This window comes from Mucilaginibacter sp. P1_A3 (assembly GCF_056406855.1).
Genome location: NZ_JBFTZJ010000005.1, coordinates 224,641 through 247,471 on the forward strand (window position 1 = coordinate 224,641; position 22,831 = coordinate 247,471).

Genomic DNA, 22,831 nt, shown 5'->3' on the forward strand with positions numbered 1-22,831 from the left:
TGTAGAGTTTGGGTTAAACATTTACGTTCAATTCGTGGATTGTAATTTTGGGGACCCAGATATTTAGCCGGGAAAGTACTGCGAATACTTCCCGGTATTTTTTTGGCTAATTTCTATATCATACATGATACGTTTCCACATATATGATAAACCGTTTTACCAATAGAGTCCCGCCCTGGATTAACTTATTTTTTGTATTTCTTCCATCATATGGTTGTTTAATGTGAACAATTGGTTGTTTATTGGTAGATTGTATTTGGGGTTATTTATGTTACGGCAACACCGTAATGTGTTTATCTTCTATTTTATAATTGATACCCATGTATTTAAGCATGCCCATTAATTCTGATGCTTTTACATTGCGCGATATTCTTCCTGTAAATTCTTTTACCGGCATCTTACCTGCAAAACTTACCTGTACATCGTACCAGCGGGCTGCCTGCCTCATGATTGTTTCAATTCCGGCATCCCTGAACTGAAAGATTCCCTCTTTCCAGGCAACGGCGTCATCTGCATCCGGGTTATCAATTACTTTTATAGGTCCGTTTTGATTAAGCTGAGCCTGCTGACCGGGCTTTAGCATACTGAAATTCTGGCTATTGCTTATTTTTACCGAGCCTTCTAACAAGGTGGTTTTCATTACCGCTTCATCATTGTAAGCCATAATATTAAAATGGGTGCCTAAAACCTCCACCACTGTATTATTCACCTTCACCCTAAATGGCATTTTGGCATTTTTGGCAACCTCAAAATAAGCTTCGCCAGTGATTTCAACTTCCCTTGTTTTGCCTTTGAATACCGCCGGAAAGCTTAATGATGATGCGGAGTTTAACCATACCTTACTTCCATCATCCAGCACCAGCTGATACTGGCCGCCTCTTGGCGTAGACACCGTGTTCATAGGAGCAGCCGAGTTATCACCATTCTTGTCGGTTTCGTAAACCAACTGACCATCCCGGGTTTTATGAATACGCGCGGCGCCCTCGTTAACTAAAAGACCATTTTTTGCACTATCAAGTGTTATGGTTTTGCCATTGGCTAAGGTCAAAATTGCCTTATTACCACCAGGTAAAACATCATGCGCCTGTTTTGCTTTGGCTATAGCTTTTTTTGCAACTAACTTCTTGTCCTGCCTTAATAATACATACGCGCCGAAGCCAACAAAAACCATCATGGCAGCGGCAACTCCCAATTTTAGCCACAGCGGTTTTTTATTCGGCGGACGTATTGGATGAATATTATCATGGTCAGATTTACCTTGAAGAATGCTGTTTAAGATATTTATGCTTTTTGTACGATCAAAAAGAGGCCCATCAATTTCGAGGTTATCCCAGGCCTCATGAATAAGTACAGTTACTTCCGCATCATTTGCAGATGAGTGAATGATCTCCATGAGTTCATCCTGCTCCTCTTGTGTAGCGGTTTGATGGTAATAACTATTAAAAAGGTAAGTAAGCCTCGCATTAACTGCACTCATACAGGTAGATGTTAGTTCATAATTTAAAATTGGCAAATGGAGTTGGGGTAAAACTCACATACAAGACAACAAAAGGGGTAAAAAAGGGGGTATTAGCTTTTAAAAAAAAATAAAAAAGTTTTTATTGTTATTAAAATAGCTGTAAAAACCTCCAGGTGGGTGCGCACATAATCGGTTATAGATGTAGTAGCTATTTGCAAATATTTCTTTACCGTTTCGCGGGAGAGTTTAAGCTGATCGGCAATTTCGGCATATTTGAGGCGATTATGCCTGCTCAGTAAATAAACCTTTTGCTGCTGAGGAGGCAGGTGATCAATTGCCTCATCCAATAAATTATAATATATGCCGGGATCTTGCTCTACGTTTAGCAGGCCAATACTACTTTGTTCCAGGTTTTTTATCTGTATCCGTTCTTTTGCAAGTTTTTTAAGGCAATTAAGCGCATAGTTTTTTGATATAACAAAGAGGTAGGCCTTAAAATCTTCAATATTACCGAGGGTTTCGCGGGTCATCCATATTTTTAAAAACACATCCTGTACAACTTCTTCAGCCAGTTCGGCAGAGTTGGTAATACGGTAAATATGAGTCCCCAACTGTTGGTGATACGCTGTAAACAATAAGCGAAAGGCATGCTCATCCCCTGCCGCTACCTTTAGAAGCAATTCGTTTTCATGATGAAGCTTCTTTGCTTTGGAAAGCAAATCGGGCTCATGGTCATAAGCAATATCCAACATAGGTAATGTATAGTAGTGTCAAATAACGATTAAAATTTAAACTTTCAACGCAAAATAATTCAGGCAAAACACTACTATAACTACGAAGTTGCGAAATAGTTTATACTTTTTTAACAATAAAGCATCTATAAATGGCATTATTTCTGAAATTGAGGCAATTATAATTTATGATTTAAATCAGTTTTCAGCATCCGGATGATTGAGTTCCTTCTCAATCCTCCTATCTGGAATAAACCAAATGCCTGCAACAACCACATATAACGTAAAGGCGGCTATGGTATTTATCAAGCTTACACCAACAGCAATTGCGTAAATGCAAACCGATATTTTCCCTTTCCAATCTTCACCAAAAGCCTGGGCAATCAAAGAATGCTCACCATGGTGGCGGATAAGCTTTTTCACCAAAATAAGATAAGCGAAACTATTCATTATAAGCACAAATCCGTAACACGCTACCGGCCATTTGGCAAAATGATTTTCGCCCATCCAACTTGTAACAAACGGTATTAATGATAACCAGAAAAGCAAGTACAGGTTGGCCCATAAAATCCCCCCGTTAACAGAGCGAACGGCCTGCAACATATGATGATGATTATTCCAGTAAATACCAACATATATAAAGCTCAAAACATAACTCATAAAAACTGGAATGAGCGGTTTTAATGATTCAATGCTTTCGCCGTGCGGCACCTTCATTTCCAACACCATTATGGTGATAATAATAGCGATAACGCCATCGCTAAAAGCCTCTAATCTTCCCTTGCCTAATGCCATAGTTTTAGTTTAGCTGCTAATTTATTTTTTTTTATCGAATGCCTGATATCTTTTCATAGCCTCAATGAAATAATAGTCGGCATAAGATAGCGGTACATCAATTTCTGTTCCTGCTGGGAAATGGCCTACGCTGTGTTGCAAAATAAAACCACCATTGGTACCGGCAGCAGCTTTGTAAGGCGGTGCAGAAAGTGTTTTTAATATTGTTTGAGCTACGTTAAAATACTCTTGCCCTTTTTTTGCATCGCTGTACCTGCAAAGCTCCAACAATGCCGAAGCCATAACAGCGGCTGCCGAAGCGTCTTTAAGTGCATTAGGGATGTTAGTGGCATTATAATCCCAATATGGAATTTTATCGGCAGGCAGGTTTGGGTTAGTCAAAATAAAATGACCTATATTTTGAGCCTGATCAAGGTATTTTTTATCATGTGTTTCGCGGTACATTACGGTATACCCATAAAGCCCCCATGACTGCCCCCTGGCCCATGCCGATTCATTGGCAAATCCCTGGGCGGTTTTCTTTTCTTTTACCGCACCGGTTTGGGCATCATAATTAATCACGTGGTATGAGCTATAATCGGGCCTATAATGGTTTTTCATGGTAGTGTTGGCATGAGTAACCGCTATTTTATAATAGCTGGAATCACCGGTTTCACGGGTAGCCCAAAACAGCAATTCCAGGTTCATCAAATTGTCAATAATCACCAAATAATCGCCCGGTTTTGAATCCCATGATTTTATACATCCCACCGCAGGATTAAACCTTGTTGATAAAGATTTGGCGCTGTTAACCAATATTTGCCTGTACTCCGGTTTCGGCTCAATTTTATTGGCATTGCCAAAGCTGCAATACATCATAAAACCCAAATCGTGCGTATGTGTATTAAACTGCTCCTTAGCCAGCACCCCCATAATGCGGTTGGCTTCGGTTAACAGTTGTTGATCTTTATTCTCCTGGTACAAATACAACAAACTGCCCGGATAAAAGCCGCTACACCACCAGCCCGAATTGCTATTTTCCTGCTTGTTTACATCGGGATGATAGGTTTTAGGAAACTCATCCGGCCCTATCTGCTTTGCCAGCACTTTATATTGAGCATCTGCATCAGCAAAGTTTTTTTTAATAGTAGCTAAAAGCTCCTTTTGGGGTTTAAAGTTGGCCTGGGCTAAGCTTAAAAAGCTTAGCATGGTAAAGCATAAGGTACACAACAACGCTGGCAAGATCTTGAATTTCATTAGGTATAGATTTGGCTGGTGCTAAAGTTGCACATTTTGGTTGAGATTTTAAACAGAATTTAATATCAGCCTAAAAACAAGATCTGCTTCAATAGCCACTAAAATATTTCACCAGCCAGAGCCAACCCCTCCACACAACAACGCATAATATAATATGCTATTTAAGCGCCTTCACCACCAAATTTTTATAGGCACCTAATGATGAATTACCATGCCAGTAACCAACAGAGCCGTTTTTCAAGGATGCATCGAGCGGGGTATATACCATTGATGGTTTGGCTGCATGGTTCACATACACTTCCATTTTACTGCCCATAACCACCACTTTTACATGGAACCAGCCATTGTGCGGCAGTACAGCTTTAGCCTGGTATTTTGTAGCTTCATAATCCCACCAGTTAAATTCGGATTTCTTTTCGGGCATGTATTGTATGGCGTTGATGGTGCCTGATGATAAAGGCCGGAAGTAAACAGTTTCGTAATGATGGGCATCTTTTACTCTGAAGGCAAGGCCTATATAACCATTTCCCTTGCCGGCAAATGCGAGGTCGAACTCAATGATACCATCCTTAAAGTTTAAGTTTTTAGGATAAGCCAGGCTACCTGATTTATAGTTGTCGATCTTTCTTTTTATCAACAATGCTTTTTGGCCCTGATACGCGCCAAATTCATAATCAAGTGTATCATTTTTGGGGATGATCCACTCTTTGGGCTTGATAACAGAAAGATCATACACCTGGTATTTTTGTTGGGCAGATACCTTAATGGATACAAGCAGAATAAATAGCAGTAATACCTTTTTCATGATGATAAATCTTAATGAGGTTTGTATTGATTTTTATTTAATCACAAGATTGGCAAAGTCGCCTGTTAATCCGTCTGCCCATAAGCCGATGAGGCCATCCTGCCTGTTGTTGAGCTTTTTAACTGTAAGGGAGGGGTTGGTAGAATGATCCACATAAACAACAATTTCATCAGCCTTTACTACAATACGCGCATGAAACCAGGCGGTTGCAACCGGGAATGGGGTTACAGCATTTTCATATACCAGGGGATGTTCTTTTCTCAGCCTGTCCCAGGGATAATCGGGCATACTCATATATTGAACAGTATGCTTTCGCCTCAATGTATCCGGCGACTGGAAATTAAATGGCCTGAAATAAATGATATCGTAAGTAGTGGTGTCAACACCATGAAAAGCAATTCCCAAAAAACTTTGCTGGAAAACATCCTTGCCCCTCAGGTCAACATCAATTGTCCCGGTTTTAAAGCCGACCTCCTTAAGCCATACAATGCCATTACAGGATAGGCCCTGCTTAGTGCCGTCGGTAAGTTCGGTTACACTTTGGCGGGGAGTTATCACCAGTTTATGCTGCTTTAATAAGCTGTTAAGATCATAGCTCCCATTTTGCTGTGCATAAACGGCTTTGCTAAAAAGAAAGATGAGTAAAAAGAGCGTAAACAAAATATTGTTCTTCATGAGTTTAGATTTTAACTTTATTCAAAAATTGCAAATTGTGCTCAAAATAAAGCTTTTATAAGCTTTTCAATTCTGTTCAAATTTGTTCAAACCTTTTTTGCATTTTTAGATACTGCATCATCATCTAAAAAATCAATGGAAAAAGAAAAACAATTGCTTTTATTATGCCGACAGCTGATTGAGCAAACATTGAACTGGGGCGAGAGCAGTATTTGGAGCAATCACGATTTTGAACAGCTGAGCAAGCAGATATTTGAAAAAACAAGGGTGCAGCTAAGCGTATCAACCCTTAAAAGGATCTGGGGAAAAGTACGTTATGAAAGCTTCCCTACCTCGGCTACCCTCAACGCACTGGCCTGCTTCCTTGATTATACCAGCTGGCGTGATTTTAGGCAACACCACCAGGTTAACGGCGTAATTGAGCAGGTAGAGATACTCTCAGAAGATGAGGCTAAACCAGTCATAAAACCTTTAAAAAACCGCTATAAATATCTTTGGCTCATTAGCGGTTTACTGATTGCCCTACTATACTTATATTTTATCGGCACAAAAAAGAAAACAATGGTCGATGCATCAACAGTTAAATTCAGCGCCAGGTATGCATCCGATGGCTTGCCGAACTCTGTAGTATTTCAGTACGATGCATCGGCCTTTCATTCGGATAGTGTTTATATCCAGCAATCATGGGATCCGGAACGGCGCGAGCGGGTGCCCGGAAATGGCAAACAATATACATCTATCTACTACCATCCCGGTTACTTTTTAGCAAAGCTGATAGTGGATAAGCAGATTAAAAAAGAGACTACCGTATTTATCAAAACCAAAGGCTGGATAGGTATCGTTGATCATTTACCCGTGCCTGTATACCTATCGCCCGGCGAAATAACCGGACATGGTTACATGGGTATTTCCGGAGACGTTATGCAGCAAAAACTTGGCACAGGTGTTTTTAATAATACCTGGGTAAAATTCTCAAACGTGCGCGAATTTCCCGGCATCAAGGCCGGGGATTTTACACTTGAATGTACCTTGCGTAACACCTCAACCGCCGGGCAATCCATTTGTAGTAAAGCCGATCTGACAATTTTAGGAGTCGGAGCAGCCATTGTAATCCCCATCGTAAACAAGGGCTGCATTGCCGATATGGGTGTTTTAGCCGGTGAATATTGGATAGGCGGAAAAGATCATGACCTGAGCGCTTTTGGCTGCGATTTTGCCCAATTTCAAAACCTTAAATGCGGCGTTAAAGATCATCGCCTAAAAATTTATCTCAATAACAAACAGATAATGGATGTTGAGCAAAAACACAGCATAGGCCGCATTGTTGGCATCAGGTTTGAGTTTGAAGGTCCGGGCCAGGTAAAACAATTTAAGCTGGAAACACCCGGGGCGCCGGCTTATGAGGAGAAATTTTGAGCGCGCTCAGGATGTCAATTCTACCTTTTGGCTAAAATCCTCGTAGCTTAATTTCCCTTTTCTTAGCTGGCTGATATATTTAAACACACTCAACTTATCCAGTTCCTCCTGGTAACGTCCCCGTTCCATGTCGGTTATAGGATTGTTTTGTAATTTTAAACGAATGGACGTCCGGGATATATCCTCTTCTAATTTATCCAGGGGACAATTGCGAAGATCATCAAAATTGCTGCGGGGAAACGGTATGCGGGGCATTGGTCTTTTACTTCCCTAAATTTACCAGTAAAGCATAAACATGAATTTAACTGCACATTATGTTTTTGTTATTGATTAAGTTTAAAATAACAACAGAAGGTAATAAAGCTTACTACGGCCCATCTTATCTGCAAAACTCCTCCGGAATATCTACACCACGATATTAGTTAAAACATCTACTACTCATCCAACCCAAAACATACATACTCATCTCCGGATTTGCTACCTATTTTACCTCCTCCGCAAGCTATAACTACATACTGCTTCCCACCGATAGCATAAGTTGCAGGCGTGGCATAACCTGCCGCAGGTAGTTGAGCTTCCCATACTACTTTACCTGTTTTTTTATCAAATGCCCTGATTTTTTCATCCTTAGTGGCGGCTATAAATACCAACCCACCTTTGGTAACAAGCGGACCACCATACAATTCTGTACCTGTAACCGGGATACCTTTTTTAGTCAACTCAGGGTATTCACCTACAGGCACTTTCCAAAGCAGCTTACCGGTGGTAAGATCAACGGCATTCAAGGTGCCCCATGGTGGTTTAATGCCGGGGTATCCATCCTTATCCAAAAACCGGTTATAACCGGTCATGGTGTAGGGGATCTCATCAACCACTTTCTTTTCGGTTTTAGTGCTGGCTGTACGGCCAGTTGTTGGTTCTTTGGCTAATGTTTTGGATGCTTTTGCATCTGGCAATTTTAACAGGAAAGCCAGCAATGCTTTTTTATCCTGTGATGCAAGCTGTTTAAATGATGGCATCATATTACGGCCGTTGGCGATGATCTGGCTTAATTGATCTTCCTTAAATTTAGCACCAATATTTACCAGCGACGGGTACGATGTACCGTTTCCCTTTAACTCCGGTCCATGGCAACCTATACAGTTTTTATTGTAAACTACCTGTCCCATCCCTTTAAGCGAATTATCATTGGTTGCCTTTGGCACATTGATCATTACCTGCGCCCAGGGCATTTCGGAGCAACTGATGTACATGATCTTAGTTTCATTGTCAACCGCTGCACCACCCCATTCGCCACCTCCGTCAAAGCCGGGAAAAATCCACCCGCCTTGTTTAGCCGGCGGAGTAAACATAAGGCGGTTTTTAATCTGGTTATATTTATCCAGCATCTCTTTATGTACCTCGGGTGTGCGGTCCGTCACGTCCTCGGGGTTAAATATTTGTCTTGCAAAAGGTTGCGGTAAGGTAGGTATTGGCTGTGTAGGCCACGGCGCCTCGCCGGGCAAGGCTTTAGTAGGTACCGGTGTTTCCACTATCGGGAATATGGGTTTACCATTGGTCCTATCGAACATAAAAATATAACCATGTTTGGTAATTTGAGCCACCGCGTCAATCTTTTTGCCGTCGCGGGTAATAGTTACCAGGTTTGGATTGGCCGGCAGATCTCGGTCCCACAGATCATGATGGACCACCTGGAAATGCCATTTTAGCTTACCTGTAGCGGCATCCAATGCCAGTAGCGAATTAGCAAACAGATTTTGCCCCTTCCGGAAACCACCGTAAAAATCGCCGCCGATGGATCCGGTTGGGATATAAACAACACCTCGTTTTTCATCTAATGACATCCCGGCCCAGTTGTTGGCTCCGCCAAACTTTTTATAAGCAGCAGTATCCTGCCATGTTTCGTAACCCTTTTCGCCCGGATGCGGAATAGTATGGAAGATCCATTTTAGCTTTCCTGTAAGTACATCATACGCCCTGATATGTCCGGGTGCCGCGTCGGCAGATTCGGCTACGCGGGTACCTACTATCAGCAGGTTTTTGTAAACTACGCCGGGAGTAGTGCCCGCTACAAATGATTTGGTATCACGGTCGAGGTTTTTAGTCAGGTCTAAATATCCATTTTTGCCAAACGTCATTATTGGTGTACCTGTCTCAGCATCAATGGCAAAGGTTTTAGTACCTACACTGTAAAACAGGCGTTTCTGTCCGCCATCCTTATTTTGCCAGTAGATCACTCCCCGGCTCACTTTATAATAAGCCATCGGATCGCCGCTGTTTGTAGTATCAGCCTTTGCCGGATCAAAAAGCCATTTTTGTTCGCCTGTGGCAGCATTCAGTGCAAATAATTTCAATTTTGGACTGGTGCCGTACAGTACACCATCAACCATGATGGGATTACACTGATTCTGGCTTCTGTTGGCCGAGTCCTTATCCTTTGTGCTATAAGTCCACGCTACTTTTAACTTGCTAACGTTGCTTAGATTGATCTCCTGATTTGATGAATAACGATTACCTTCTTTTGAACCGGCGTAAGTACCCCAGTTGCTGTAAGTTGCCCGCCCCTTGTGGGCTTTTGGATTTTTACATGACGCATAAATACCGGCCGCTAAAAAAAAGGCGGTTACAAATCTGTTCTTTATCATCATTGGTTTATTCTATTTTACAGCAAAAAGGTTCATCCGGGTCCAGAAATCCTATTCCATGGTTTTTGCATCGATATTTTTATATACAGATACTTCACGCTGCTCGTTTTCGGGCGGTCCAGTTGTTTGTATTTTTTCGGCTTTTGAAGGATCAAGGTAGGCCATTACGAGGGCCAGATCCCACATTACCCAAGTGTCTTTAGCCTCTACAAAATCCCAGCGGTTATATAACAGTTCGCCCAATTTACCCTTATCTTTTAGGTTAGTACGGCAAACGGTGCGGTTAAATCTTAAAGCAATAGCGGTATTGATGGGCATAACGGTAAGATCCAAACCTTTACAATTAAGCAACAGGTCAAAGGCATTCAAATCGTTACGCACATTAAACTCGCTTTTATCCCAAACCTTGCGGTCGCTGAAATAACGTGCGGCCAGTACATATACCCTTATTTTAGGAATGATGGTAGTGTCTAACTGAATAGCCGAGGCGATATTTGATGCCGCCCCGATGCACAGCACATCCAGTTTTTCGCCATCCTTAAGTTGGTGTACCGCTGCTATAATTCCTTTTTCGGCAGCAGAAATAACCGGATCTTTACCTCCCCATGAATGCCCGATAGTGCCTCTGCTACCCAGTGGATGAGGCACATCTGTTCTGGAAGTAAGTTGTAGTAACTGCTCATTCAAGTCCTGACTTAGTTGTACCGTATTGATATTTTTTGTGGGGTAATAATGCCATTTATCGCCAACCAGCATATCGGCATTATTGAAATGTGCAGAACTTAGGCCAACAACATTTACCTGCGGATCTTTAAGCAGGTAAGTGATGGCATACAGATCATCCATTTCATTACCTGTATCTGAATCAAGCCAGACTGCCTTTTTTTGAGCATAGCAGGTACAGGCTATTAATATAGCTATTAAACTAAAAGGGATGACTTTTTTGAACATGGCGGTTTATTTTTTGAGCAACTCTTCGGTTGTTACCTCATTGCTCAGCAATCTACCAAAAAGTTCCCATCGTTTTATAGGGTCTTTGGGGGTACCGCCATTTTTTTCTATATAGTTTTTTACCATATCCAAACCATAGTTATAATTGATTACATAACTGCGGTATTTTTTAATAAAACTAATGGATTTGGCAGCCGTTTCATCATTCATCAAACAATATTTAGTAAGATAAGTGGTTGCTTTATCGCGCGACATCGTCTTGTTAATCAATCCCCTCGCGGCCTCGTTACGGGCATAATTTAGTGTGCCTTTTATGGCAAGAGCTTTAAAATACACGTTGATGCCGGCTGTATCTAAACCAGCCAATGGCAGCAATACGTTTTTAGCAAACTTCACCTTTTCATCTCCGGGGAAAGCTACTTCAATACCGTAATTAGCGCTCCCCTCGGCAACTAAACTTTGCGGACTAAAAAGTGGGTACATGGATACTTCTACCCAACCTTTATCGTGATACAGATTTTTCTCCAACAACATATTGTACACGTGGTGACCGGGGTAACTTTCATGGCTGCCCACATCAATTGCCCGATCAATAAAAATTTTCAGATCGGTATTAATCTGCACCGTGCTTTTATAATTGCCTTTGTACCAGTTATAGCCACTCCATGGTTTATTAGTTACATACTCCAGCGTAAAAGCTTCGCCTGCAGGTAAAGTGTAGTGGGCCATAGTTCGCTTGCGGGCTTCGGCAATAGCAGCCTTAATCACCGGGTCGAGTTTATCTTTCGGGATAATGAATTTATTAGCCAGTTTTTGAAAACGGTCGTTCACCCGGCCTTTACCCGGCAAAATACTATCAAGCAAATTTACCTGGGACTTAAAATAATCCTCGGTGTAAACAGGTGCAACTACGCCAAAAAGCTCTTTTGATTCTTCATCAAAGGGCCTTTCCTCGCCAGAAAAAATCCTGATGCGCCTGCTGAATGCTACCAGCTGATCCATAAGCCAATTTGCGCGTATTTTATTGGTATCTACCGCTGAGTTAGTTGAAATAATTTTCAACTCATTCATTAAAACATTGGTATTGGCCAGCAAACTATCCTTCGGAAACTCTTTTGCAGGCGCTTGCTTCGGCTTTAACGAATCCGGACCATAGTAGGCATCTACAAAATCAGCATCATATTGACCGATAGTTAGCCCCAACCTAACATACTCAACCGCAAGACTATTAAGCTTCTTATTTTCCTGTAGCTGAGCCGGATCATGCCCGCATGACAGTATAAAAAGTATGGGTATAAATAGCAATATTTTCTTCATGATAAATTGTCCTGTTCAAAGTAAATGTGGAACAAGATAATGATTACATTGTTTACGGAGGGAATTGCGTTCCGTATTTATGTCAATCGAAAGGAATAAAACATTGATAATCTGAAGGATAAATACCAAAAGGTAAAAGGTAAAAGGTAAAAGGTAAAAGGTAAAAGGTAAAAGGTAAAAGGTAAAAGGTAAAAGATTTACGAAGTTTTAAAAACTTCGTAAATCTGGGATTCTACAACTTGGCTTTGAACGCTGGCAACCGACTCACCCCGACATCGCTTCGCTCGTCACCCAGCGTAGCATAGCCGGGGTGAGTCGACTCGATACCATGCAGTAACGCCTTACGCCCAATTAAACTCAACCACCTTACCATTCAGTTTCCATTTTTCGGGCAGCATGGTGTCCATCCAATCCAGGGGTTCGCCTAAGGGTAGTACTTTGGCGGCAGCGGCGAATGCCTTTTTTACGGCTGCCTTTTGTTCGGCGCCCATTGCCTCGGGTTGCCCGCAGACGAATAATGGTGCACCGCTTTCTGCCAATAATTCAAGCCATTGTTTGTTTCTTGCCCATTCAATTTTTGTGGTAAGGCCAACACAATCCCCGTCAACGGCATAAAATTTATTGTGCTGCGGCAAGCGGAAAGCCAATGTATTTACCCCCATTTTGCGTGTTCGGGCCCATTCATTCCCGCTGGTATCGTCTCCTATCCGGCACATTTCAAATATGCCTGCACTTAAATGACTCATAGTGTTACAACCAATCACATAAATACCATCACCCGCCGCCTCACGGATGGAGCGATACAGATGCAGGATGATCTCGGCAGTGGTTTTACTCCTGTCGTTAAAATTCCAGCCAGCTGTAGTTATACTGTCCTTCATATCAATGCCCCAGCGGCCGGTAATATCATAGGTGCTAAAATCATGTTTCACCATCTCATAGCCCCATTGCTTGTAAAAATCAAAGTTGCGTTTAACGCGTTCAATATTTTCGGGGATGGTTGGATCGAGGGTTGGGTTTTTAGGATCGTCTCTGCCTGGGATCTTTGGGGCCAGTAAACTTGCTTTTTCATCATGGCGGGCACAAAGCGGGCGCATCCACAAACCGGGGCGCATACCCAGCTTTTTGATCTCATCGCCCAACAGGTGCATATCTTTAAATTTATCGTTGGGTTTAGAAAAATCATCATTCCAGCCGCCGTCGCCCGGTAATAAGGGCGAATAGGTAGCCCAGCCTGCATCAATTACAGAAAATGGCTTGTTATTAGTATCTGTAACCAGCTCGCTCATCATGGCGGTGGTTTGTTTTATCAGGTCGAAATTGTTGTTGCCATAAGCAAAGTACCAGTCATTGATACCATAAATTGGCTGTTTGGGTAAGCGCGGTTTTTCGCACATGATACCGCAAAACCGATGATCGGTACGGAAAGGTGTTTCGCCGGGCAAGCCATGGGTAGTAACAATATCCGCGGCATGCAAAGTACGATTACCCAACAATACACCGTTACCGCCCGAATGTGTATCCAAATTAAGATCGAGACTATCGGCACCCAAGCCCCACCAGCAAATACTATTAGCGCCCGTTTTTACGCCGAAACACGCCGTTTGCTTTCCATCATTAATAATTACATACCATGGACTTTTACCACCATTAAAACCGGTTTTCCATTGCAGGTCGCCATAAGAGCGCTCCCAATGATCGCCCAGATATTTTGCTGATGATGATGTATTGTGTTTCCATTTTAAACGCACCGAATTAAGCTGCTGAGTTGGCGATTGTATATATACCCCTTTTGCATTTCCATTGGCTTTAACCGTAACCTCGATATCATTATAACTGAATTTACTGCCATTGGTATTCTTCAGCTTAAACCATTCGGTGCCGGATTGTGCCCAAACCTCATCGGGCAGATTGATGGCCGTTGTTTGGGTTGACGTTGCATAAGTTAGCCGACTAAATAATATAGCCGCACCGGTAGTTGTTGTAAGTTTGATAAAATGTCGCCGTTGCATAGTAGATGTTTGAATTGGATATACAACATTACTAAAAGGATTTAGGGATTTAAAATGATTATATTAATAATCGGTTTAAAAGTGTAAAAGGGATAAAAAAACCATGCAATATGCCCATGAGCTTTATACCATTTTTTTTCGGCTGGCTACTATCCGCTCGCGGTGCTGTATGCCCCAGTTCCTTAACTCATCTATCACACTATTTAATGATCGGCTATATTCTGCAAGCTGATAGGTAACGGTAACAGGCCTGGTTGATTCAACTTTGCGGGTTAAAAATTCATTCAGTTCAAGTTCCCGTAGTTCCTTCGACAAAATTTTAGGGGTGATATCGCCCAATGCCCGCTGAATATCATTAAACCGCAGGGGGCCATTTTGCAGGGCGACTATTAATGGCAGTTTCCATTTTCCATTCAGCACATATAGGGTATCACGCACAGCGTTTATACTGGCGTTACAGGCTTCGGGGGTATGAATGTGGTTATCTGTAAGTGTTTCCATATTGATGAACTATCCTAAAGGATACCGCTATCCTTTGGGATAGTAGTATCTTATTGATAGCAAAGATACATAAGTTTGTATAACAAAATACAAACATGAAAGCTACTAAAATTACTTACTGGGTTACTACTTCTATTATTTCATTAATGATGACCTACTCGGCCTTTGCCTACCTCACCAAGCCAGAGATGGCACAGGCATTTAAGCACCTCGGTTTTCCCGATTATTTCAGAATTGAACTGGCCATTGCCAAAGTGATAGCCGCCTTATTACTTCTTGTTCCGGTTTTACCCAAAATAAAAGAATGGGCCTATGCCGGATTATTCATCGTATTTATATCCGCCTTTATCGCGCACTCAGCCTCGGGCGATCCTGTTGCTATGCGGGTGGCCCCACTTATATTTTTGGCAATATTGGTGGTTTCTTATGTGAGTTGGGGGAAGAAGAATAAGGTTGCAGCGACAAAATAGTAATTGTCATCGCTGAGAATCCCCCAGGGATAAACCTAAAAAAATGGTGATGACCTATGGCAGGCGAGGCTTTTCGTATAGACGCATATTTGCGTCTCCAGCTATACAGAGCGGATTTACATCGCCGATTTTCACGCGGGAGACGCAAATATGCGTCTCTACAAAACAACACTAACAATCAACTACTTACATAATCGTCATTACGAGCGCAGCACGGCAACCTCGAAACATTACAGGGCGAATATGCACAGTTCGCGATTGCTTGCAATGACATATTTGCAAAAAAAACTTTTGTCATCCTGAACGCAGTGAAGGATCTATTCGCAGACTTTACAGGGCGAAGAAGCATGGCGAATAATAGATCCTTCACTGCGTTCAGGATGACAAATCTTTTTAAACATTAATTGATCCTTTGCTGTCCCAGCATTTTATCCCTCGTGACATAACTTATTTAACTAATTAAACCACACTACAAACTCCGTTTGCTTCTCGGCAACAGTTTTTAAACTGAATTCAAAACCGTGATTCAGCAGAATTTCCCTTGTTAGGGTAAGCCCTATCCCCTGCCCGTCTTTTTTGGTGCTGAAGAATGGTGAAAAAAGATTAGTGCTTTGTTCGGCGGTAATGCCCTTACCGGTATCGGTAATGATGAGTTTTCTTTCACTGGGGATAAGCGTGAATTTCACCAAACCACCGCCATCAATTGATTCGATGGCGTTTTTTACAATATTAATTAAAGCCTGCTCCAGCTGCTGTTCATCGGCCAATATGTTTACCACATCATCGGGTAGGTTAAATTCAAACCTAACTCCTTTTTCTTTGGCTTTAATGTCCATTAAGGTGGCTACAGACTGGATAAGATTCTGAAGTACCATTGGTTGTTTATTGGCAGGCGGCAGCTTCACCAAATCGGCAAAGTTGCGCATAAATAAGTTGAGGTTTTGGTTACGGTCCATAGCTACCTGCAATGCATCTTTCAGCACATCAAATTCATGGCCCTCCCAAAGCTGGTGAGTTTTCATAGCCGATTGCATGATGGAATTAACAGGACCAATGGTGTTATTTACCTCGTGCGCCATCATCCTGATCACCTTGCCATAAACCTTTTTCTCGGCCGCCAGTATTTCGGCCGTCAAATCCTCTATCATAATAAAATGGCGAGAAAACCCTCTGTCTACAAAATGCGATTTCTGCAGTTTAAATGAACTTACGCCATCCAGCTTTACTACCACGGTTTCGCCCGATTTTAATGCACGCATTTGCTCAAATAAGGGGTGCTCCAATTCATGTATGGAGGTACCATGCAATTGATCCTCGGCGATAGCCAATAACTGCAGGGCCTTGGGGTTTATCTGCTGTATACGATCATCAAAATCCAATATAATGATGCCCGTTGGCGAAGTATAGATCAGCTTTTCTAAAAAGAAATGCTGCTGCTCCTGCCTTGTGCGTTCTGTTCTCAGCTCGTCCATCATCTGGTTATAAACATCAATCAGCGCATCTACCTCGTGTTTGCCGGTTGATAAAAATTTAACATTAAAATCCTTGTCCTTTATAGCTTCTACCCCCTGCATCAATAATTTTAAAGGGTTGATTAACTGCCGATAAAGCTGTACGGCTACCACAACCGAAATAAGCACAAACGCCTCTGAAGCAATAAAAAAGATCTTGTTTTGGTTAAAAATAAAATAGGTGAGCACAAGGATGAGCAGGTGCAGTATTACAACAAATAAAACATATTTAGTCCTCAGCTTCATCGTATGGTATCTGGTATTTGTCCAGCCGGCGGTACAGGGCGCTTCGCGTAAGCCCCAGGGCCGCCGCGGCTCTGCTTATTTTATTTTTATGGTGATCCATGGCACGCTTTATCATCTCTACCTCTACTTCCTCCAAAGTTAAAGTGCCTACACCCGGCAACTGCATGTTCCCTTTTTTTACCGGCGATAGTTCCAGTTGCGAGCGAAAATCATCAATACCAAGTTCGTCTTTTTTACTTACCAGTATAGAACGTTCCACCAGGTTTTTCAACTGCCTTATGTTGCCCGGTAAAGGTAAAGTTTGCAGCCACTTCATGGCCGATGGCGCCACAGATAATTTTGGCCTGTTATAGATCTCTTTTAAATTATTAATAAAAAAATCAACCAGTAAAGGAATATCCTTTGGCCGCTCGCGCAAGGCAGGCAGATAAACGGTAATCAGATTTATACGATACAACAAATCTTCCCTGAAAGTACCGCGCGATACCATTTCATTAAGGTTTTTGTTGGTGGCACAAACCACCCGGGTATCCAGCGTTTTGGTACGGCTGCTACCCAGCATTTCGTAGGTCCTATCCTGCAACACCCGCAGCAGTTTCACCTGGCTGCTGGCATCAAGGTCGCCTATCTCATCTAAAAATATAGTCCCCTTATTTGCCATTTCAAAACGGCCCACCCTATCAAACCGGGCATCTGTAAAAGCTCCCCGGATATGGCCGAACATCTCGCTCTCAAACAAAGATGTGGAAATGCCGCCCAGGTTCACCTTTATAAATGGCTTGTTGCGGCGCAAGCTATTCTGGTGAATAGCCTCCGCTATTAATTCTTTACCCGTGCCGCTTTCGCCCATGATGAGGATAGATGCATCGGTAGTAGCTACCCGCCCAATGGTTTCCAGGATATCCAGCATTTTAGCATCTTCGCCTATAATGTGCTGAAAGTTGTACGTTTTATCCAATTGCTTGCGGGTACGATGCTCCGTTTTTTTATCCTGCAGATCAAGCAGGGTTTTAACCGACTGTAAAAGGTACTCGTTGTTCCATGGCTTATTAATAAAATCATTGGCACCCAGCTTCATTCCTTTTACAGCCAGTTCGATACTTCCCCAGCCGGTTATCAGCACCACCGGAATAGCGCTGTTAACCTGTTTTATCTTTTCAAGCAAATCCATCCCCTCCCGGCCCGAAGTATCGATAGAGAAATTCAGGTCGAGAATGATCAGCTCAGGGCTTTTTTTCTTTATGATCTTAATGGCCTCAGCGGGTTCTTCGGTACTTAACACATCATAACCTTCGCTTTTTAGCAGCAACAAAAGCGAGGTACGTACAGCAATATCATCATCAATAACCAATATCATAATTGCAGGTTAATATCGTAATTATTCTTCGTGTAAAGCAACTGCCGGATAAATTGCCGCCGCCTGCCTGCCGGGATATAATGAACAAACCAGTACCAGCAGGTAAACGAATATGATAGACAGCAACATACCTATAATATAAATATGCGCCGATAGATCAAACACGTTCAGCAACGGAAACTGTATGGCAAAAAACGATCCGATAATGAGCGAAAGCGTAGCCAATATCATAGATTCCATGACCAGTTGCGATGATACCGAGTTACCTGTTGCACCTATCGCCCTGCGTAAACCTATCTCACCTTTACGTTTATTGATGTTGTACCAAAGCACCCCAAACAAACCAAGGGCGACATTGATGATCAGGAAACAGCTTACTATGGATAATACGATCATTGGGATCACCGCGAAGTAATTGGTATCCTTTAATTTATTGGTTAAATGTTCAATTTCAATATTAGAGTTTTTCATGTAACCAGCCATGGTTTTGTAAAGCTTACCTTCAAAAGCAGCATCGGCACCGGGACTAACTTTAACGAGTATTTTACTTAACCACCTGAATGAGCCTGTATCGGCGCGAAAATAAAGGCCAGGACCAGCTTTCACATAGTCGCCGTTTCGTTTTATAGTTTGGATCACTCCTATCACCTTCATTTTCTTTTTATCGTCATCATTACCCAAAAGCTTACCTACGGCCTGTTCTTTTCCAAAAGTGGCTTCCTTTAAATCGGCATCAATCACTACAAGTTTATATTTTGATACGGCGTCTGATTTGTTATACCAGCGACCTTCCAAAACATCCAAATCCATTGTCTCTTTATAACTGTCTTCTGCTGTAAAATTATTTAGATGATCAATGTGTTTACCTTTAAAAGTTAAACCACCCTGGTTAATCTGGTTCGAAAACGGAACATTGCCGCTCACAAAACTCAAATCTTGTACTTGGGGCAAGGATTTGATGATTTTTCTTAATGTTTCGTAATACAGATCGAGTGAATCTGTATTTTTTGTTTGGTACGAGTTATTAATATTGATAACCCAAACATCCTGGTATTTGAAACCCATAGGCTTTTTGTAGTTATCATAGTAATAAACCATTAGCGTAAACACCGCGAAGAGCACCATAAAGGATACCAGCATCTCGGTCATGAGCAAAAAGTTTTGTTTCTTTTTGTTCCAGATGAGTTTAAATAAATGCTTAAACATAATATTTTGAATTTAATGATGAAAAATTATTGAGCCTTAAGCGCGGTAACCACATTGAGTTTCGACATGCGCCAGGCCGGATACACGCCCGACAGAAAGCCAAAAATAAGGCATGCCAATAGGGCGATGAACAATACCGTAAAGTTGATGCTTAACTGCAGGTTGGCTATCAGATCGGCATTATTAATGGCCCAAAGTGCAATTACTGATAACAATGTGCCGATGATACCACCCAACAAGGTAAGGATCAGGTTTTCGACTATAAACTGGTAAACCAGCGTTTTTGACGACGCCCCAAAAGCTTTACGCACGCCAATCTCTGACGACCGCTCCATAATGCGGGTAATATTGATATTTACCAGGTTAAGCGTTGGCAACAGCATAAATATGAATACAAATATGCTGATAGCTGTAACCACGATGAATACACCAGAGGAAGCCTCATTACCGGTATCAACATAACTTCTGAAAAAACTGTTGGCATGGCTGTATAAATGTTGATAGTCTTTACTTTCAACCGGTACGCGTTTCATCAGGTTTTCGTATTCGGCCTGCATTTTGGGCACGTCATCTTTCGAGGCCGCCAATAGCACGCCCATGTAGCCGCCGCCATAGCTTTTACTCTTATAATCGGCTTTTGATACCGTATATGGCAGGTAGATATCGCTAAAAAACATATAACTGGTTACGGGCACATTTTTAACCACGCCCAACACCCGGTAATTCACGTTATCCGCCTCGATGTATTTGCCCACAACCGGGCCAACATCGCCAAAATACTGTCTCTTCATATCTTCAGATATGATGGCTACATGATCAGCATTGTCTACCTCTTGTTTGTTAAATGGCTTACCTTCTGTGAAATCGTAATCCATTACATCCCAAAATTCGGCATTGGTATATTTATAGCTTACAGCTATCTTTTTATTATTTACATAGGTATTGGTACCGTTAAAGCCCGATGATATGGCCACTTTAACCGGCGTTTTCATCATACCGGTATAATGACTCAGGAAATAGTAGGATAAGGTGCCCGAGGTCATGTTATCCTTGCCCTTCTGCTCAATGCGGTTGACGTACAATAACCTGTCCCTTTTTTTATCGGGGTAGTTATCGCCAATAACCTTATCTATAAATGCGGTTAATACCATAAGTATGGTAAGCGTAAAGCTGATACCAAACAGGCTGATAAAGGTGAAGAACTTTCTTCGGCGCAATACCGCTATGGCTATTTTAAAATAATTTTTAAGCATAACATTATATTTAAGCGGTTAATTATTGAACTTGCGAACCATCAAACAGGCGCACCAAACGGTGTGTTTTGTGAGCCATATTTTCATCGTGTGTAACCATTACAATGGTGGTACCTTCATTACGGTTCAGGTTGATCAGGATCTCCATAATCTCGTTACCCATGGCGCTATCCAGGTTACCGGTTGGCTCATCGGCCAAAATAATGTCCGGCCTGCCCACAATGGCTCTTGCTATAGCCACACGCTGCCTTTGACCACCCGATAACTGGGTAGGGAAATGTTTAACACGGTTAGCTAAACCTACTTTTTCCAGCGCCTCAGTTGCCAGTCTTTTGCGTTCTTTAGCCGTGGTATCGCGGTATAGCAGCGGCAACTCCACGTTATCCAATACCTGCAAATCATTGATGAGGTGATAACTCTGGAAGATAAAGCCCAGTGTTTTATTCCTGAACTGCGCCAGCTGCTTATCATTTAGATTTTCGGTTGATTTATCGGCAATTTTGATCATCCCTTTTGACGGTGCATCCAGCAGACCCATAATATTCAACAAGGTACTTTTACCACAGCCGGATGGGCCCATGATGGATAAAAATTCGCCTTTGGCAATATCAAGGCTTATGCTATTAAGGGCCAGAGTTTCTATAGTGTCTGTGCGGTACACTTTTTCAATGTTTTGTAAACGGATCATATCTTTTTAATTAGTGATTTATTGAGTTAGTGAATTAGTGATTTGGGTCTATTTAATTAGTGAATGACTGAATATTGAGTTATTGAATTTATTTTTATTTATTGATATGTGATTTTTTTGTTGGTTTCAAAATCGTAAAGTGACAGGTAGCGCAACTGATAGTAGGCTCCCCAAAAATCGCGGAGCGAAGCTACATAATCCCGTTTGGCCTGGTCGTTCTCGCGGAAGGCTATGCCGAGGTCGGTGATGCTCAGATCGCCTAAAACATAGCGTTCGCGGGCTATCTGGTATTTCTCGGATGCAATACTATCAGCCTCGGCGGTGTATACCAGCTGCTCTTTCATCACGTTAAAAAGCGATACCTGGGTTACTATCTGCTGCTTAAAAGTTTGCTTATCCTGCTCAACGGCATACTCGGTAAATTGCTGATTGGCTAATGCTGTTTTGGCGCGCGATTTTGAACGGCCCCAATCCAATATCGGCACGGCTAACTGTACCTGCAGCACCTGCTGGTTTTGTGGATTTTTATACACGCCGGGAATACTGGTTGCCGTATTTGAATAGCCCAGGTTGGCATTCAGCGTAGCAGTTAAACCATTTTGACCCTTTGCCTTGGCCACATCCCTTTTAGCTTCGGCAACACGCCTTAAAAACGCAATGGCATCCGAGCGATTAGAAAATGCTTCTGCCAAAACTTTATCTGATGATACCTGCATCTGGCTGATGTTCTCGGGCACAGCCAGCACTATCTTCTCCTCTCCCTCCAGCCCGGTATAACTGCGCAGATTTAGGGTAGCAATTTCCATATCGCGTTTAGCGGTACCTACCGCCTTTTTTGCGTTGATCTGTTCCAGCTGCAATTGCAATATCTCGTTTTTTGATACCTTGCCCAACTCAAATTTAGTGTTGGCAATGTTCATGATCTTTTGCGTATTTACATAGTTAGTTTCGGCAATTTTTAAATTAACCTGGGCCAGTAACAAGTCAAAAAAGAAACCTTCAACATCTATAGCAATCTTTTCCTGCGCCTCAATATAGGCCTGTTTGCTTTCATTATATTTTAAGGGCTCTATTTTTTTGTCCCATTTAAGGCTGTTAAACTGGAAGAGTGGCTGGGTATAACCGATACCGTAAGGAATCCCATTGTACAGGATATTATGCCTGTCGAAATCATCAAACCGTTGCAGTTGGGTTGTGCCATAAATAGTACCTCCTGTAGCCGTAATACTCTGACTAAAGTTAAGTGCCAGCGATGAGTTATCATTATGAATAGGCTGAAATCGGATGGTACCATCGGGCTGTTGCACCTGTGTAAAGGATTTAGTATAACCAGGCAGGATACCGCTTAACGATAGCTGCGGCTGGTAATTTGATTTATAGGTACGATATTCCCAATACTTGGTTTCGCGCACGGTGGCAGCTTGCTTGGCAGCTATAGAATTAGCCTTCGCCATTTCAACCACTTGCTGTAAAGTTAAGCGCAGCGTATCGTTGCTGCCGCCGGCAAATAACTTTGTGCTAATGGTTAGCAATAATATGGAGTATAAAAGTTTCATT

At 42.1% G+C, this 22,831-nt stretch carries 20 protein-coding genes; 2 read left to right on the forward strand and 18 right to left on the reverse strand.

The genetic code is table 11. From position 1 onward, the window contains the following. Positions 1-271: 271 nt before the first annotated feature. From AC1D0K_RS12185 to AC1D0K_RS12210, 6 genes are all read right to left on the reverse strand, one after another. Positions 272-1,477: a FecR family protein gene (locus tag AC1D0K_RS12185; protein WP_477392018.1), complete on the reverse strand. Its 1,206-nt coding sequence runs from the start codon at positions 1,475-1,477 to the stop codon at positions 272-274. 92 nt (positions 1,478-1,569) lie between these two features. Beyond that, positions 1,570-2,211 (reverse strand): RNA polymerase sigma factor, encoded by a 642-nt coding sequence (locus tag AC1D0K_RS12190; protein ID WP_477392017.1) that lies wholly within the window; start codon positions 2,209-2,211, stop codon positions 1,570-1,572. Between the two features lie 177 nt (positions 2,212-2,388). After that, positions 2,389-2,985, reverse strand: coding sequence for a TMEM175 family protein (locus AC1D0K_RS12195; protein WP_295718057.1), 597 nt, complete (start codon positions 2,983-2,985; stop codon positions 2,389-2,391). Positions 2,986-3,006: 21 nt separating this feature from the next. Next, entirely contained in the window at positions 3,007-4,221 is a 1,215-nt protein-coding gene (locus AC1D0K_RS12200; protein WP_477392016.1) for a glycoside hydrolase family 88 protein, read from the reverse strand. A 157-nt stretch (positions 4,222-4,378) separates the two neighbouring features. Beyond that, on the reverse strand, positions 4,379-5,026 hold the full coding sequence (locus AC1D0K_RS12205; protein WP_477392015.1) for a LamG domain-containing protein: 648 nt from the start codon (positions 5,024-5,026) through the stop codon (positions 4,379-4,381). A gap of 33 nt (positions 5,027-5,059) precedes the next feature. Beyond that, the gene (locus AC1D0K_RS12210; protein WP_477392014.1) at positions 5,060-5,701 is read right to left on the reverse strand and encodes a hypothetical protein; all 642 of its coding nucleotides are present in this window, start codon (positions 5,699-5,701) and stop codon (positions 5,060-5,062) included. A gap of 135 nt (positions 5,702-5,836) precedes the next feature. On the opposite strand from AC1D0K_RS12210, the gene AC1D0K_RS12215 reads away from it, so the two are divergent. Then, positions 5,837-7,117 carry a hypothetical protein gene (locus AC1D0K_RS12215; protein WP_477392013.1) on the forward strand — a complete coding sequence of 427 codons (1,281 nt, stop codon included), beginning with the start codon at positions 5,837-5,839 and terminating at the stop codon, positions 7,115-7,117. A gap of 6 nt (positions 7,118-7,123) precedes the next feature. Here AC1D0K_RS12215 and AC1D0K_RS12220 read toward each other — a convergent pair whose 3' ends face one another. The 6 genes from AC1D0K_RS12220 to AC1D0K_RS12245 all read right to left on the reverse strand — a co-directional run bounded on the left by AC1D0K_RS12220 (position 7,124) and on the right by AC1D0K_RS12245 (position 14,543). After that, positions 7,124-7,372 carry a hypothetical protein gene (locus tag AC1D0K_RS12220; protein ID WP_477392012.1) on the reverse strand — a complete coding sequence of 83 codons (249 nt, stop codon included), beginning with the start codon at positions 7,370-7,372 and terminating at the stop codon, positions 7,124-7,126. 179 nt (positions 7,373-7,551) lie between these two features. Continuing rightward, on the reverse strand, positions 7,552-9,765 hold the full coding sequence (locus AC1D0K_RS12225; RefSeq protein ID WP_477392011.1) for an outer membrane protein assembly factor BamB family protein: 2,214 nt from the start codon (positions 9,763-9,765) through the stop codon (positions 7,552-7,554). A gap of 48 nt (positions 9,766-9,813) precedes the next feature. Next, positions 9,814-10,713, reverse strand: coding sequence for a nucleoside hydrolase (locus AC1D0K_RS12230; RefSeq protein WP_477392010.1), 900 nt, complete (start codon positions 10,711-10,713; stop codon positions 9,814-9,816). A gap of 6 nt (positions 10,714-10,719) precedes the next feature. Beyond that, the gene (locus AC1D0K_RS12235; RefSeq protein ID WP_477442419.1) at positions 10,720-12,030 is read right to left on the reverse strand and encodes a hypothetical protein; all 1,311 of its coding nucleotides are present in this window, start codon (positions 12,028-12,030) and stop codon (positions 10,720-10,722) included. Positions 12,031-12,371: 341 nt separating this feature from the next. Beyond that, on the reverse strand, positions 12,372-14,042 hold the full coding sequence (locus AC1D0K_RS12240; RefSeq protein ID WP_477392008.1) for an alpha-amylase family protein: 1,671 nt from the start codon (positions 14,040-14,042) through the stop codon (positions 12,372-12,374). 123 nt (positions 14,043-14,165) lie between these two features. Beyond that, on the reverse strand, positions 14,166-14,543 hold the full coding sequence (locus tag AC1D0K_RS12245; protein WP_477392007.1) for a winged helix-turn-helix transcriptional regulator: 378 nt from the start codon (positions 14,541-14,543) through the stop codon (positions 14,166-14,168). A 95-nt stretch (positions 14,544-14,638) separates the two neighbouring features. Here AC1D0K_RS12245 and AC1D0K_RS12250 point away from each other — a divergent pair, with 95 nt between their 5' ends. Then, complete coding sequence (locus tag AC1D0K_RS12250) at positions 14,639-15,013, forward strand: DoxX family protein (protein ID WP_477392006.1); 375 nt, start codon at positions 14,639-14,641, stop codon at positions 15,011-15,013. A gap of 455 nt (positions 15,014-15,468) precedes the next feature. Here AC1D0K_RS12250 and AC1D0K_RS12255 read toward each other — a convergent pair whose 3' ends face one another. From AC1D0K_RS12255 to AC1D0K_RS12280, 6 genes are all read right to left on the reverse strand, one after another. Further along, positions 15,469-16,770, reverse strand: a complete 1,302-nt coding sequence (locus tag AC1D0K_RS12255) for a sensor histidine kinase (RefSeq protein ID WP_477392005.1) — start codon at positions 16,768-16,770, stop codon at positions 15,469-15,471. Further along, the gene (locus AC1D0K_RS12260; RefSeq protein WP_477392004.1) at positions 16,754-18,127 is read right to left on the reverse strand and encodes a sigma-54-dependent transcriptional regulator; all 1,374 of its coding nucleotides are present in this window, start codon (positions 18,125-18,127) and stop codon (positions 16,754-16,756) included. The genes AC1D0K_RS12255 and AC1D0K_RS12260 overlap by 17 nt, the downstream gene beginning before the upstream one ends. A gap of 21 nt (positions 18,128-18,148) precedes the next feature. Further along, positions 18,149-19,333 (reverse strand): ABC transporter permease, encoded by a 1,185-nt coding sequence (locus AC1D0K_RS12265; RefSeq protein ID WP_477392003.1) that lies wholly within the window; start codon positions 19,331-19,333, stop codon positions 18,149-18,151. 26 nt (positions 19,334-19,359) lie between these two features. Beyond that, complete coding sequence (locus AC1D0K_RS12270; protein WP_295718086.1) at positions 19,360-20,586, reverse strand: ABC transporter permease; 1,227 nt, start codon at positions 20,584-20,586, stop codon at positions 19,360-19,362. A gap of 22 nt (positions 20,587-20,608) precedes the next feature. Then, positions 20,609-21,274: an ABC transporter ATP-binding protein gene (locus AC1D0K_RS12275; RefSeq protein ID WP_477392001.1), complete on the reverse strand. Its 666-nt coding sequence runs from the start codon at positions 21,272-21,274 to the stop codon at positions 20,609-20,611. A 98-nt stretch (positions 21,275-21,372) separates the two neighbouring features. Further along, entirely contained in the window at positions 21,373-22,830 is a 1,458-nt protein-coding gene (locus AC1D0K_RS12280) for a TolC family protein (protein WP_477392000.1), read from the reverse strand. Position 22,831 lies beyond the last annotated feature (1 nt).